This is a genomic window from Methylobacterium sp. E-041, from assembly GCF_022829665.1.
Classification (GTDB): domain Bacteria; phylum Pseudomonadota; class Alphaproteobacteria; order Rhizobiales; family Beijerinckiaceae; genus Methylobacterium.
This window is the reverse complement of sequence record NZ_JAKSYQ010000140.1, coordinates 18,716-31,110: the sequence shown is the minus strand read 5'-3', so window position 1 is coordinate 31,110 and position 12,395 is coordinate 18,716. Positions and strand designations below refer to the sequence as shown.

Here is a 12,395-nt window from a genome sequence, read left to right as displayed (position 1 = left end):
GCGCACCGCGTTGCCGGCGGCGTCCTGCGGCAGCACCTGCCAGACCGCGTCCCAGGTGCCGACGTCCGACCACGGGAACGACACCGGCAGCACGCCGGCGCGCGTCGTGCGCTCCATCACCGCGTAGTCGATCGAGATCTTCGGAGCCTCGGCGAAGGCGGCTGCGTCGAGGCGGACGAAGTCGAGATCGGTGGTGGCCGCATCCACGGCCGCCCGGGCGGCGCCGATCACCTCGGGCACGTGCGCCTCGAGCTCGGCGATCATGGTGTCGGCCCGGAACAGGAAGTATCCGGAATTCCAGAGCGCGCCTTCCGCGATCAGATGCTCGGCACCGGCCAGGTCCGGCTTCTCGACGAAGCGCTCGACGGTGTGCAGGCCGGGAAGCTCCTCCAGGCCCGCACCGGGCCGGATGTAGCCGTAATCGCGCGCCGGGCGCGTCGGCTCGATGCCGAGCGTCATGATCATGCCCCGTCGCGCGCCTTCGGCGGCTTCGGCCACGGCCTGCCGGAAGCCCTCGGTGTCGCCGATGACGTGGTCGGCGGCGAGGATGAGCACGACCGCCTGCGGGTCCGTGCGGGCCGCGTGCACGGCCGCGACCGCGACGGCGGCCGCCGAGTCCCGTCGTTCCGGCTCGAGCAGGATGTCGGCGGCGACGCCGCATTGTGCCAGCTGCTCGGCGACGATGAAGCGGGCATCCGCGTAGGTCAGGACGATCGGCCGGCCGAAGTCCGGCGTATCGGCCACGCGCAACGCGGCGGCCTGGAACGTCGAGGTATCCGGGTTCACCAGCCGCGAGAACTGCTTCGGCATGCTCTCGCGCGAGGCCGGCCACAGCCGCGTGCCGGAGCCGCCGCACAGGATCACCGGGCGGACCGGGCTCTTGCGATCGCCGTGCTTCGTCAGGGACAGCACGCTCGGAGACACGTGGTAGGTCATGGCGACTCGATCCGGATCGGAAGGGTTTCGGCAGCCTCGCTGACGATGAGACCGATCCGATCTGCAGGGCTTGCTGAAGAACGGCATCGGCGATCGCGCGCGGGGCTCCATGCGCGCGATGCTGCTCACGCGACGCGGATGTCGCGGTGATGGGGCGCCGGTTCGCGCGGGAGGATCTGGCCCGGGGCCTTCACCATGAGATGGATCGGCTTGGCCGGCTGCTTGTCGCGCGCCAAGCGGAGCAGGTTCTGGCCGTAAGGGGTCTTCGCGAAGAGCTCGCCGCGGGCGACGAGTTGCTCGTGGCTGATGAAACGCTGCCGATAGGCGATCTCCTCGAGGCAGGCGACCTGAAGCCCCTGCCGCCGTTGCAGCGTCCGCACGAACTCGCCGGCTTCGAGAAGGCTGTCGTGCGTGCCGGTGTCGAGCCAGGCATACCCGCGCCGCAGCAGCTCTACGTGCAGCTCGCCGCGTTCCAGGTAGGCCTGGTTCACGCTGGTGATCTCCAGCTCGCCCCGGGCCGAAGGCCTCGTCGCCGCTGCGATGTCGAGCACCCGGTTGTCGTAGAGATAGAGCCCGGTCACGGCCCAGTGGCTCTCGGGGCGGATCGGCTTCTCGACGAGCTTTTGCGGCCGGCCGCGCCCGTCCAGGGTGACGACGCCGTAGGCCTCGGGGCCGTCGACGTGATAGGCGAAGACGGTCGCCCCGCGCTCGCGCATCGCCGCGCGGACGAGCAGGTTCTTGAGGCCGGCCCCGAAGAACAGGTTGTCGCCCAGCACCAGGGCGACCGGGTCGGTTCCGACGAAGTCGCGCCCGATGATGAAGGCCTGGGCCAGCCCCTCGGGCTTGGGCTGCACCGCATAGGTGAAGCGCAGGCCGAACTGCTCGCCGGTGCCGAGCAGCTGCTGATAGCTGCCGAGGTGCTCGGGCGCGGAGATGATCAGGATCTCGCGGATGCCCGCCAGCATCAGCACCGAGATCGGATAGTAGATCATCGGCTTGTCGTAGATCGGGAGCAGCTGCTTGTTGATGGCCAGCGTCGCCGGGTGAAGCCGGGTCCCGGACCCTCCGGCGAGGACGATGCCCTTCATGGCGACCCACTCCTCCTGCTCGACCGCGCCCCGCCGGGGACGCGATCATCATCCGAAACATCCGACGCTCCGCCGGGACGTGCCCGAAGCGATCCAGGCCTCACCGCGCCGCGGCGGCCGGTCTCAGGTCGGGCGCCGCACCGATCCCCGCCGCCTGCTCCAGCACGTGAAGGTCGAGCGCGAACGGCGATGGGGGCGCGACGTCTTCGCGCGCGGCGGTCAGCAGATTGTCCAGCAGCATCGAGCCGACGGCCGTCTGCCAGAGCCACAGCCCGTTTGCCTGACCGACGAAGCTCGGCTCGCCACCGAGGGCACCGGCCGGCCTGAAGCCGGCGGCGAGACCGATCCCGAACACGCCGACGACCGGCCGGCCCTTCGCGTCGAGAACCCGACAGGCACCATCCACGGCGGGACGGGGGGACGTGTTTCCCGTCAGGCGGATCGGTGCACCGCTCGAATCGAACAGGGGCAGCAGCCTCGGTCGATAACCCAGCGCCGCGACGATGACGTCGGCCTCCTCGAGAAGGCGATGCGCGGGGGCCGGATCCGCGCCGTCGATGAGCATCGGAACGACACGCGGGTCCCCCGGCCGCCCGCCGATGCGTTTGACGTTCATGATCAGGTCACGGGATTCGGTCCGGAATCCGGCGAACCGGAAGACGAAGCCGCTCACCGGGCAGATGTCGCGAGGCTCGAACTCCGTATAGCCGTCGGCCAGAGCCGCCTCGGAGGACGGATAGAAGATCCGCAGCGGGCGCCGATGCAGGATCTGGATGCTGCCGGGCCGCTTCGTCTCCTCGGGCAGGGTTCTCAGGAGCAGCACCGCCGTCGCGACCGCGCTCGTGCTGCCGCCGACGATCGCGATGCGCGGCTCGGCGCGGCCCAGCAGGAAGCGAGCGAGGCGCTCCGTGCCGCCCTGTCGCAGGACATCGTCGGATTGCAGGATCTTGCCGGCGAATGCCGGCAGGAGCGGCCGGCCCGCGACCGGCTCCTCGAGCAGCCGCGCCGGATCCTGTGCGCCGCCGGTGGCGAGGAGCAGCGTGTCCGACACGACCTCGAAGGTCGTGCCCATCGTCCTGCTGCAGGTTTTCGTGTGCCACAGCCCGTCCGCGTCGCGGTGGGCGCTCCTCGCCTCGTGATCGACGAGGACCAGCCCCCCGGCATCCAGGATCGCCTTGTGGAGGACCTCGCCGATCAGGACCATCAGGGCCCCGGCCTTCTCCAGCGGGATCGATCCCTTTCCGTAGCCCCGCAACTCCCGGCACAGGGGATGGTCGACCAGCTGGCCGAGCCGCGGGTCGGCGTGATCGGTGACCGCCGTGAGGAAGGTTTCGGCCGTGCTGTCGGACCAGATCGCGTAGCGCCCGAGGCGTCCGGCTCCGAGGATCGGCCCGGCCTCGATGACGGCGACGCCGCCGGCGAGGATCTCGTCGAGGCGCCCGTCTCGCGAGGCCGCCACGAGGGGCGCGAGCGCGGCCGGGCCGCCGCCGACGATGGTGGTGCGGAACGGCGCCTTCGGCGCACGCCGGGCCATCACGCCACCTGCTCCCGAGCCTGGGCGCCGCAGGCCGTGCGAAACGCCTCGCAGATCCGGCCGACATCCGCGACGGTGAGGAAATCCGAGAGCGGGAGTGAGACGACGTGCGCGCTGAGCGCATCGGCCACGGGAAGCGCGCCGAAGACGCACCGCTGCTGGAAGTAGGGCTGCTGCCCGACATGGGGGCTGAAGTAACTCCCCGTGCCGACGCCCATCCGTGCCATGTCCGCACGGATCGCGTCCCTGCTCGCGGCCGATCCGACCGGGAGCAGCACGGGCATGAACTGATAGACGATGCGCTCGCCCGGCGCCTGCTGCATCGAGAAGTCGCGCAACGCCTCGCGATACGCGGCGGTGAGGATCTGCCTGTGCCGAGCGCGTTCCTCGAAATCGCCGAGGCGGACGAGGGCGCCGAGCGCGGCGACCTCCGACATCTTGGCGTTCATCCCCGGCAGCACGGCCGAGCGCTCGCTGTCGAAGCCGAAATTCGCCATGCTCCGCAGGAGCGCGATCGTCTCGCCATCGGTGCTGTAGATCAGTCCGCCCTCGCCGACGCCGAACGGCTTGGTGCCGTGCATCGAATAGACGATCATGTGCGGGGAGCCGGTGCCGAAGGCTCGACCGAGCTGGTCGAGACATCCGAGCGAGGCGGCGGCGTCGATCACGATCGAAACATCGTGTTCCTGCGCCAGGCGATCGTAGCGCGCGAGATCGATGCACGCCCCGAAGGTCGCGTACGGCATGATCGCGACGACCTCTCCGGCATGGGCCCTCAAGGCCTCGTCCTCGGCGATCCGGCAGGCGCACCAATCCGACGGATCGACGTCGATCAGCAGCGGCGTGAGGCCTGCCCACAGCGCCGCATGGGCCGTCGCCGCGAACGTGAAGGCCGGCATGATGACGTAGCGCGCGGTCGGCCCGGACCGTTCGGCGGCCAGCTTCAACGCCAGCATCAATCCGCTCGTCGCATTGCAGACGGTGAGGCACGAACCGATGCCGCCGAAGACGTTCTCGATCATCGCCGCTTCGAGTCGCGTATTGGTCGGCCCATAATTGCTCAACCAACAGGATCTCTCGATCTCTTGGAGCTCGCTGACGTGATCGCTCAGGCGCGGCGCATCCGGCTTCGTGAGGGGCAGATAGTTCGCTGCGATGGTTTCCAGCGCTCGCACTGTCATGGTGAGACCTCAGAATTACTGAATTCGCCTTGATCGCCGTTCGTGAGAACTGATCCCCGACGCGAGAAGCATGGCGGCAGTATTTTTTCTATTCAACTCACAGAACGCCTATATTAATGACTAGCCCAAAATCGCTCGGAGGCGGATATCAGGCTTCATGATTTGGGGAGATGTCGGGATGACAGCAGAGCGATCGAGTTGCTGCGAATTAAATCAATTATCGGCCGTATACAGCTGCGGAATATTGGAAAAATTCACCTGCAGGTTCCTCGGCACTGTCACGCGCCGTCGCGGGCCATCGCGCGCGGCCACGGCTCAGGGGTCTTCCGGCGACCGTTCCTCAGCGCGACCACGGAGGGACGGGGCATCGCCGAACGCGTTCGCACGCGCAAAAGGGTTAGGGTTGGCGCCGATGATGTATCCGTTTCGGCCCAAGCGAATACGTCCATCGGGAACACCGCGAAGATCGCCGGTGTCTCGCAGGATGCCGTCCGCGCGGCCTGAAAGGCCTCGATGGTGTCGTTTCACGCGAAGATGGTCCGCATTCGACGGGTCCCGATTCTGCTCGAATACCGAGATTGCCGGATCCGGGCGATGCGGTTGCCCTTCGTCGCTTCGTCCGAGCCGATCCTGTCGAAGGCGACGGCGCCGCGCCGCCCGCGGCGCTGCCCGACGGGGTGACGATTGCTTCAGCCCCCCACATCCGGCACGGGCGGGCGCCGCTGGATGGATTGGTAATGACGTTCTGTCGGACCATGGCGGTCGCAACAGGCCTTCCGAACCGCCCCGGCGCAAGGCCGCCCGGTCGGTCCATGGGGAAGCCGGTCCGATGGACGACGGTCCGGCGACCGAGCCCTTCGCTTCCACGCCGGCCGCGCGCGGTCAGACCGGAAGCACGTTGGTGTACTTCACCTGGCCCAGGGCGAAGCTCGACTCGATGGATCCGACCCCGTCGAGGCGGGTGAGCTTGTCCTTCAGGAAGCGCTCGTAGGCGGCGAGATCCGGGACGACGACGCGCACCAAGTAGTCGTGCCGCCCGGTCATCAGGTAGCACTCCACCACCTCCGGCCAGCGCGCCACGGCCTCGGCGAAGCGGTCGAGTTCCTCCTCGCGCTGGCGCTCGAGCTTCACCGAGGCGAACACGCTGATCGGCAGGCCGACCTTGGCCTGATCGACCAGCGCCACGTAGCCCTTGAGGATGCCGGCCTCCTCCAGCATCCGGATGCGGCGCAGGCACGGGGAGGCCGAAAGGCCGACGCGGCCGGCGAGATCCTGGATCGTCACCCGCCCGTCGCGCTGCAGCTCGGACAGGATCTTCTGGTCGATCGCATCGATTCGTCGATCCTGCATGAACTCACCTCAAAACCCCGCTGGATTAGCGGATCCTGCCGAGATTTGCGCTCGGCACGCCGAGATTGGCAATTCCTGCCGCGTTCGTGGTGGCATCCTCAGGCCATCTCCGAGAGGCCGAACCGATGCACAGCGACCCGCGCCTGCCCTGCCTGACCGAACTGGAGCGCAAGGCCCTGTGGCTCTCCACCTGGATGATCCACAACGCCAATCACCTCCGCCCGAATCCGGACGGCATGAAGGTCGGCGGCCACCAGGCCTCGTCGGCCTCCCTCGCGACGATCCTGACGGCGCTCTACTTCGCGGTGCTGCGTCCGGAGGACCGCGTCGCGGTCAAACCCCATGCCAGCCCGATCTTCCACGCGATCCAGTATCTCGCCGGCAACCAGACCCGCGCGAAGCTGGAGACCTTCCGCGGCTTCGGCGGCGCGCAATCCTATCCGTCGCGGACCAAGGACACCGACGACGTCGACTTCTCGACCGGCTCCGTCGGCCTCGGCGTCGCGCAGACGCTGTTCGGGTCGCTGGTGCGCGACTACGTCCGCGCCCACGGCTGGGGCCTCGACCGGCCGGAAGGCCGGATGGTGGCGCTGGTCGGCGATGCCGAGATGGACGAGGGCAACATCTTCGAAGCCCTGATGGAGGGCTGGAAGCACGGCCTGCGCCGGACCTGGTGGATCATCGACTACAACCGCCAGAGCCTCGACGCGGTGATCCGCGAGGGTCTGTACACGCGCTTCGAGGAGATCTTCCGCTCGTTCGGCTGGGACGTCGTCGTCCTGAAATACGGGTCTCTGATGGACGCGGCCTTCCGCGAGCCGGGCGGGGCGCGGCTGCGCGCCTGGATCGACACCGCGCCGAACCAGCTCTACGCGGCCCTGACCTTCCAGGGCGGCGCGGCTTGGCGCCGCCGCCTCGAAGCGGACCTCGCCGACGACGCTGACGCGCTGGCGCTGATCGACCGCCGTTCGGACGCCGCCCTGGCCGCGCTGATGGGCAACCTCGGCGGGCATGACCTCACCAACCTGATCCGGGCCTTCGAGGCGGCCGACAACGATCGCCCGACCGTGTTCATCGCCTACACGGTCAAGGGCTTCGGGCTGCCGCTCGCCGGCCACAAGGACAACCATTCCGGGCTGCTCACCCCGGCCCAGACCGCGCTGCTCCGCGAGAGCATGGGCGTGCGCGAGGGGCGCGAATGGGAGCCGTTCGAGGGGCTGGCGCTGCCGGACGCCGAGCTGCGCCGCTTCATCGACGCGGCGCCGTTCTTCGCCGAGGGGCCGCGGATGCGCACGGCGCCGCGCCTGCCGGTGCCGTCGGGCTTCCCATGCCCGCGCCAGCCGACGCAGTCGACGCAAGCGGGATTCGGGCTGATCCTCAACGAGCTGGCGCGATCCGACGCGCCGATCGCGGAGCGCATCGTCACCACCTCGCCCGACGTCACCGTCTCGACGAACCTCGGCGGCTGGGTGAACCGGCGCGGCCTGTTCGCCCGGGAGGAACTGCGCGACCTGTTCAAGGCGGAGCGCATCCCCTCGACCTTCACCTGGGACTTCTCGGCCAAGGGCCAGCACATCGAGCTCGGCATCGCCGAGATGAACCTGTTCCTGCTGCTCTCGGGCCTGGGCCTGTCGCACAAGCTGTTCGGCGAGCGGCTGATCCCGATCGGCACGCTCTACGATCCGTTCATCAGCCGCGGCCTGGATGCCCTGAACTACGCCTGCTACCAGGATGCCCGCTTCATTCTCGCGGCGACGCCGTCGGGCGTGACCTTGGCGCCGGAAGGGGGCGCCCACCAGTCGATCGGCACGCCGCTGATCGGGATGGCGCAGGACGGGTTGTCGAGCTTCGAGCCGGCCTTCGTCGACGAGCTGTCGGTGCTGATGGCGCACGCCCTCGACCATGTGCAGCTCGAGGGGCCGGAGGGCGGCTCGGTCTACTTCCGGCTCTCGACCCGCAGCATCGCGCAGCCGCAGCGCACGATGACGCCGGCCCTGTCCGACGCAATCGTCGCCGGCGGCTATTGGCTGCGCGAGCCCGGCCCGAACGCGGAGATCGTGGTCGCCTATACCGGCGCCGTCGCGCCCGAGGCGATCGAGGCGGTGGGCCTGATGGCCGAGGACCGGCGCGACATCGGCCTGCTCGCCGTCACCTCCGCCGATCGGCTCCATGCCGGCTGGACGGCGGCGCAGCGCGCCCGCGAGGGCGGCGACCGGACGGCGCGGAGCCACGTCGAGGCCCTGCTCGCCGGCCTGCCGCCGCATTGCGGGCTCGTCACGGTGATCGACGGCCACCCGGCGACGCTCGGCTGGCTCGGTGCCGTGCAGGGTCACCGCACCCGGGCGCTCGGCGTCGAGCGCTTCGGCCAGACCGGCACCGTCGCCGATCTCTACCGGCACTACGGCCTCGATGCCCGCGGCATCGCCAAGGCTGCCCTGGCGCTGGCACCCGAGCGGCCGATCCGCAACCTGCGCATCGCCTGAGCGCCGCACGTGACGCTGCGCGACCCGATGCGGCTCGACATCGGCGTGATCGCCCGGGCTTCCTCGCAGGGCGAGATCTCGGCGGGTGTGGGACCGCCGAGGACCGGCCGGATCAGGGATTGCGGTCGTTGCGGCGCAGGCTGGCGGGCGATGCGAAGATCAGCAGGCCGGCCGCGACCAGGCAGAGGATGCCGATGCCGTAGAGGGCGGGCGTCGTCGAGCCGGTCAGGTCCTTCACCCAGCCGACCGCCACGGGGCTGACGATGCCGCCGAACTGGCCGAGCGTGTTGATGAGCGCGATGACGCCGGCGGCCCCGACGCCGGTGACGAGCTTGGCCGGCAGCGTCCAGAAGGTCGGGATCGAGGCGACGATGCCGGCGCCGACCAGCGCCAGGGCGATCATCAGCGGCACGATCTGCTTGTCGAACAGCCCGGCGGCGAAGAAGCCGATGGCCGCCGCCACCGCGAGGCCGGCGACGAATTTCGGCCGGTCGCCGGAGGCGTCGGACAGGCGCCCGATCACGACCATGCTGATCGCGCCGCAGATGTAGGGGATCGCGGTGAGGAAGCCGACCGAGGCCGCGGTGCCGCCGGTGGCGGTCTTGATCAGGTCCGGCCCCCAGAAGTTCAGGCCGTACGAGCCGACCTGCAGCAGGAAGTAGACCAGGGCGATGAGAAGGAAGCCCGGCTGCCTGATCGCGCCCCAGAGCGAGTGGTCGCCGATGTCGCGGTTGTGGTGGGCGATCTTCGAGGCGAGCAGGTCCTTCTCCGGCTGCGTCAGCCAGCGCGCGTCGGCGATCCGATCGTCGAGACGCAGGAACACCAGCACGCCCAGCACCAGGCAGGGCAGGCCGCCGGCCAGGAACAGCCATTGCCAGCCGGCGAGCCCCGCCGTGCCGTTGAGGCCGCCGAGGATCAGCCCCGCCACCGGCGCCCCGAAGATGCCGGAGAAGGCCGAGGCGACGAACATGAACGAGGTCACGCGGCCGCGGAACGAGGCCGGGAACCACAGCGTCAAGTAATACAGGATGCCCGGTGCGAAGCCGGCCTCCATCGCGCCGATGATGAAGCGCAGCAGGTAGAAGTGCCACTCGGTGCTGATGAAGACCATCAGGGCGGTGGCGATGCCCCAGGAGATCATGATCCGGGCGATCCAGCGCCGCGCGCCGACCTTGTACAGCAACAGGTTCGAGGGGACCTCGAAGATCACGTAGCCGACGACGAACATGCTCGCCCCGAGCCCGTAGGCGACGTTGCTGAAGCCGAGGTCGCTCTGGAGCTGGAACTTGGCGAAGCTGATGTTGATCCGGTCGAAGAACGCGAACATGTAGCAGACCATGATCAGCGGCATCAGCCGCCAAGCGGCCTTGCGGACCACGCTGCTCTCCGTGATGACGTCGAGACCCGCGAGCGGGCCGGTCGTGGCGGCGGTCATGGTTTCCTCCTGGAACGGGGCGGCGGGCGCCCCTGCCGGCCGGTCGCGGACGACCGTCGGGCAGGATGCGCGCGAGCACGGCGGAGCCGCCTTCTCCGAGAGGCTTCCGACGCGGATCGGTTCGGTCGGCGGCTCAGGCCGCCCGATCGACGGGACGGCTTACGCCGAATGAGGGACGGGGCGGCTCATGCCGCTTGCGGGACCGGGTGCAGATCGCAGGGGCGCCCGGCCTTGGCGACCTGGCCCGGCACGTCGTGGCCGACGAGGCGCGGCAGGTCGCGGGAGAGGCCGAGCAGGGCCTCGAGGTCGAGGCCTGTCTCGATCCCCATCTCGTGGGCCATGCTGACGAGGTCCTCGGTGCAGATGTTGCCCGTGGCGCCCGGCGCGAACGGGCAGCCGCCCAAGCCCCCGAGCGCCGCATCGAACCGGCGCGCGCCGGCGCCGTAGGCCGCGAGCACGTTGGCGAGCCCGAGCCCGCGGGTGTTGTGGAAGTGCAGGGTCAGCCGCTCGGCCGGCACGATCGCCAGCGCGCGGGCGACCAGGCGCTCCACCTGGCGCGGGTTGGCCATGCCGGTGGTGTCGGCGAGCGTCACGCCGGCGATGCCGAGCGCGAGGTATCGCTCGACCTGTGCCATCACCTTGTCGGCCGGCTGGTCGCCCTCGAACGGGCAGCCGAAGGCGGTGGCCACCGTGGCGTTCGTCGACACGGGTGTACCCTTCAGTGTCTCCATGATCCGGCCGAACCCCTCGATCGAGGCCTCCGGGCTCATGCCCATGTTGGCGCGGTTGTGGGTCTCGCTCACCGAGGCGACGAGGTTGACCTCGCCGACGCCGGCCGCGAGCGCCCGCTCGGCGCCTTTCGGGTTGGGCACCAGGGCGACGTAGACGGTGCCGGGCCGCCGGGCGATCCCGGCGAAGACCTCGGCCGCGTCGCGAAGTGCCGGCACGGCCTTCGGCGAGACGAAGGACGAGACCTCGATCCGCGAGAAGCCAGCGGCCGAGAGCGCGTCGATCAGCCGGATCTTCTCGGCGGTCTCGACGTAGCGCGGCTCGATCTGGAACCCGTCGCGGGTGGCGACCTCCTGGATCAGCATGGCGGTTTCGGTCATTGCACGGCTCCCTCGCGGCGCAGGCGCTCGATGGTCTCGGCGTCGCGGCCGAGGTCGGCGAGCACGGAATCGGTGTGGGCGCCGAGCGCCGGTCCCTGCCAGCGCACCGCCCCGGGGGTGCCGGACAGCTTGGGCACGATGCCGGGCATCTTCACCCGGGTGCCGCCTGGCAGCTCCGCGTCGAGGATCATGTCGCGGGCGCGGTAGTGCGGGTCGGCGACGATGTCGGCCACCGAGTAGATCCGTCCCGCCGGCACGTCGGCCGCCGCGAGCGCTGCGAGCGCTTCGTCCACGGTGTGCGCCCGGGTCCAGTCCGCGATCACGCCGTCGATCATGCCCGCCACCCGCGAGCGGCCGTCGTTGCTGCGCAGCGCCGGGTCGTCGGCGAGGTCGGGCCGGCCGACGACGGTCATCAGGCGGCGGTAGATCGGGTCCGAGTTGCCGGCGATGACGACGAAGCCGTCGTCCTTCGTCGGGTAGGTGTTCGAGGGCGTTATGCCGGGCAGCGCCCCGCCGGTGCGGGTGCGGACCTCGCCGAGCAGGTCGTATTCCGGGACCAAGCTCTCCATCACGTTGAACACGCTCTCCACGAGGGAGACGTCGATGACCTGGCCCTGGCCGCCGGCGGTCTTGACGTGGAGCAGCGCCATCAGCGCGCCGATCACCCCGTGGAGCGAGGCCAGGGTGTCGCCGATGCTGACGCCGACGCGGGCGGGCGGGCTGTCCGGGCTGCCGGTGGTGAAGCGGATGCCGCCCATCGACTCGCCGATCGCGCCGAAGCCCGGCCGGTCGCGATAAGGCCCGGTCTGGCCGTAGCCGGAGATGCGCACCATCACGAGCTTGGGGTTCAGCTCCGAGAGCACGTCCCACCCGAGGCCGAGCTTCTCCAGACCGCCGGGCCGGAAGTTCTCGACCACCACGTCGGCGCTCCGCACGAGGTCCTTGACCACCGCGAGCCCATCGGGCGCCTTCAGGTTGATCGCGATCGACTTCTTGTTGCGAGATTGCAGGTACCACCAGAGCGAGGTTCCCTCGTGCAGCTTGCGCCACTTGCGCAGGGGATCGCCGTCCCCCGGCGACTCGACCTTGATCACCTCGGCGCCGAACTCGGCCAGGATCTTGGTGGCGAACGGTGCCGCGATCAGCTGGCCGAGCTCGAGGACCCGGATCCCGTCGAGCGGACCCTTGGGCGATGCTTCGCCGGTGCCTGGCATGGCCGTTCCCTCCATTGTCTTTGGGTCGATCGGTATTGGATCGGGTGCACGCTGTCCAAACGCGA

At 69.6% G+C, this 12,395-nt stretch carries 8 protein-coding genes and 1 pseudogene; 1 reads left to right on the top strand and 8 read right to left on the bottom strand.

The genetic code is table 11. From position 1 onward, the window contains the following. The 5 genes and pseudogenes from MKK70_RS13125 to MKK70_RS13105 all read right to left on the bottom strand — a co-directional run. Window positions 1-936, bottom strand: a 936-nt coding sequence (locus tag MKK70_RS13125) for a mannose-1-phosphate guanylyltransferase (protein WP_243948244.1), incomplete at its 3' end; no start/stop codon positions are given. Window positions 937-1,160: 224 nt separating this feature from the next. After that, a pseudogene (gene rfbA, locus MKK70_RS13120) lies at window positions 1,161-2,024 on the bottom strand (glucose-1-phosphate thymidylyltransferase RfbA); the annotation flags it as partial. 100 nt (window positions 2,025-2,124) lie between these two features. Then, window positions 2,125-3,558: an NAD(P)/FAD-dependent oxidoreductase gene (locus MKK70_RS13115; protein ID WP_243948234.1), complete on the bottom strand. Its 1,434-nt coding sequence runs from the start codon at window positions 3,556-3,558 to the stop codon at window positions 2,125-2,127. After that, entirely contained in the window at window positions 3,558-4,739 is a 1,182-nt protein-coding gene (locus MKK70_RS13110) for a DegT/DnrJ/EryC1/StrS family aminotransferase (RefSeq protein WP_243948232.1), read from the bottom strand. Before MKK70_RS13110 ends, MKK70_RS13115 begins: the two co-directional genes overlap by 1 nt. Window positions 4,740-5,621: 882 nt before the next feature. Then, window positions 5,622-6,089, bottom strand: a complete 468-nt coding sequence (locus MKK70_RS13105) for an Lrp/AsnC family transcriptional regulator (protein ID WP_243948230.1) — start codon at window positions 6,087-6,089, stop codon at window positions 5,622-5,624. A 125-nt stretch (window positions 6,090-6,214) separates the two neighbouring features. Between MKK70_RS13105 and MKK70_RS13100 the strand changes: the two genes are divergently transcribed. Further along, window positions 6,215-8,572 (top strand): transketolase, encoded by a 2,358-nt coding sequence (locus MKK70_RS13100; protein WP_243936627.1) that lies wholly within the window; start codon window positions 6,215-6,217, stop codon window positions 8,570-8,572. 112 nt (window positions 8,573-8,684) lie between these two features. Here MKK70_RS13100 and MKK70_RS13095 read toward each other — a convergent pair whose 3' ends face one another. From MKK70_RS13095 to MKK70_RS13085, 3 genes are all read right to left on the bottom strand, one after another. After that, window positions 8,685-10,007 carry an MFS transporter gene (locus tag MKK70_RS13095; protein ID WP_243948228.1) on the bottom strand — a complete coding sequence of 441 codons (1,323 nt, stop codon included), beginning with the start codon at window positions 10,005-10,007 and terminating at the stop codon, window positions 8,685-8,687. 185 nt (window positions 10,008-10,192) lie between these two features. After that, window positions 10,193-11,116: a hydroxymethylglutaryl-CoA lyase gene (locus MKK70_RS13090; RefSeq protein ID WP_243948226.1), complete on the bottom strand. Its 924-nt coding sequence runs from the start codon at window positions 11,114-11,116 to the stop codon at window positions 10,193-10,195. Further along, entirely contained in the window at window positions 11,113-12,330 is a 1,218-nt protein-coding gene (locus MKK70_RS13085; RefSeq protein WP_147840769.1) for a CaiB/BaiF CoA-transferase family protein, read from the bottom strand. Before MKK70_RS13085 ends, MKK70_RS13090 begins: the two co-directional genes overlap by 4 nt. Window positions 12,331-12,395 lie beyond the last annotated feature (65 nt).

Excerpts from the sequence above, each read along its gene's own strand:
- MKK70_RS13115 (WP_243948234.1), bottom strand. The coding sequence starts at position 3,558 with ATGGCCCGGCGTGCGCCGAAGGCGCCGTTCCGCACCACCATCGTCGGC.
- MKK70_RS13105 (WP_243948230.1), bottom strand. The coding sequence starts at position 6,089 with ATGCAGGATCGACGAATCGATGCGATCGACCAGAAGATCCTGTCCGAG.
- MKK70_RS13100 (WP_243936627.1), top strand. The coding sequence starts at position 6,215 with ATGCACAGCGACCCGCGCCTGCCCTGCCTGACCGAACTGGAGCGCAAG.
- MKK70_RS13110 (WP_243948232.1), bottom strand. The coding sequence starts at position 4,739 with ATGACAGTGCGAGCGCTGGAAACCATCGCAGCGAACTATCTGCCCCTC.
- MKK70_RS13090 (WP_243948226.1), bottom strand. The coding sequence starts at position 11,116 with ATGACCGAAACCGCCATGCTGATCCAGGAGGTCGCCACCCGCGACGGG.
- MKK70_RS13085 (WP_147840769.1), bottom strand. The coding sequence starts at position 12,330 with ATGCCAGGCACCGGCGAAGCATCGCCCAAGGGTCCGCTCGACGGGATC.
- MKK70_RS13095 (WP_243948228.1), bottom strand. The coding sequence starts at position 10,007 with ATGACCGCCGCCACGACCGGCCCGCTCGCGGGTCTCGACGTCATCACG.